The following is a 1,467-nucleotide window of genomic DNA, read 5'->3' as shown; positions in this document are numbered from 1 at the left end:
ATTTTTGTAAATTTACTCGCGCATTCACGGCGCAAAATTCTGCATCTAATATTTTATAATCTCGGTCTACGCGTGGGTTTTGCGCGCGGCTAGCCCTAGCAGAACTGAGACCGCGCCTAGCTCTCTTTCAAAAGCTTAGTTAGCGCCGTGCCGCTTTCGTCGTGTTTGCGGATGTTTTTATAAATTTTACTAAAATAAGCTTCTAAAAATTCCTGATCGTCGATCTTATCTTCGCCCTTTTTCGGCGCGATTTTTCGGTACTCGCCGCCGCTTTGCAGCTCGAATGCGAGCTCATTGTCGCTTAGCTGAAGTTTTAAAATTTCTTTGAGCTTGTTTTGCAAATTTTCGTTGTAAATCGGGCTCATCAGCTCCAGCCTGCGCTCTAAATTTCGCGGCATCCAATCCGCGCTCGCGATGTATAGGCTGGGCTGCGCGTGCGCGAAGTAAAAAATTCTAGCGTGCTCCAGGTATTTGCCGACGATCGAGATCACGCGGATATTTTCGCTAACGCCCTTAAGCGCCGGGCGCAAGCAGCAGATGCCGCGCACGATGAGATCGATCTTTACGCCCGCGGCGCTTGCTTTATACAGCGCCTTGATCATATCGCCGTCGACAAGAGCGTTCATCTTAGCGATGATCCTGCCGGCAGAGCCTTTTTTCTCCTCGTTTTTTATCATCGCAAGGAGTCGCTCTTTGATCTGCATCGGCGACATAGAGAGGTTGTCAAGCTTGCGGTTTTTATTGTAGCCCGAGAGGATGTGGAAGAAATTCGTCGTGTCCTTATCAAAGCGGTCGCCGCAGGTAAAAAAGCTCACGTCGGTGTAAATTTTAGCGCTCGAGCCGTTGTAGTTGCCCGTGCCTAGGTGGATATAAAATTTTAGCTTGCCGTCCTCTTTTTTGATGATCTGAGTTACCTTGGCATGGACTTTAAAGCCCGTGATGCCGTAGATGACGTGCGCGCCGGCGTCTTCGAGCGCCTTCGCCCAGTGCAGGTTGTTTTCCTCATCAAATCTCGCCTTAAGCTCGACCATCACCGTTACCTGCTTGCCGTCGCTTGCGGCCTCGATCAGGCTCTGGACGATCGGGGAGTTTTTCTCCACGCGATATAGCGTCATACGGATCGAGATGACTTTCGGATCCTTGGCGGCTTCTTTGATGAGTTTTTGGACAGGATCGAAGCTTTCGTAAGGATGGATTAGCAGGATATCCTCCTTCTCCATCGCGCTCATAACGGAGGTGTTTTCGTTAAAGGGGGGCAGCGTCTTTGGCAGATACTGAGGATGGGCTAGAAAGGAAAAATCCTTATTGGAGGCGATCTCCCAAAGCCCGTCCAGCGTAAGTGGCACGGCGCATTCATATATATCTTTGTAAAAAATTTTAAGATGAGAATTTAGAAATTCTAAAAGCTCGGCATCGGCGTCCTTTTCGATCTGAAGCCGCACGAAAGCCCCCTTGCGGCGCAGTTTA

At 49.4% G+C, this 1,467-nt stretch carries 1 protein-coding gene; it reads right to left on the bottom strand.

Annotated elements, in window-relative coordinates; genetic code table 11:
• Nucleotides 1–116: 116 nt before the first annotated feature.
• Nucleotides 117–1,467 (bottom strand): polyphosphate kinase 1 (gene ppk1, locus Q0277_RS04525; protein ID WP_297996010.1); only part of this gene is annotated, 1,351 nt, incomplete at its 5' end.

Source organism: uncultured Campylobacter sp. (assembly GCF_938030815.1).
GTDB lineage: Bacteria > Campylobacterota > Campylobacteria > Campylobacterales > Campylobacteraceae > Campylobacter_B.
This window is presented reverse-complemented; position numbering and strand designations above follow the sequence as displayed.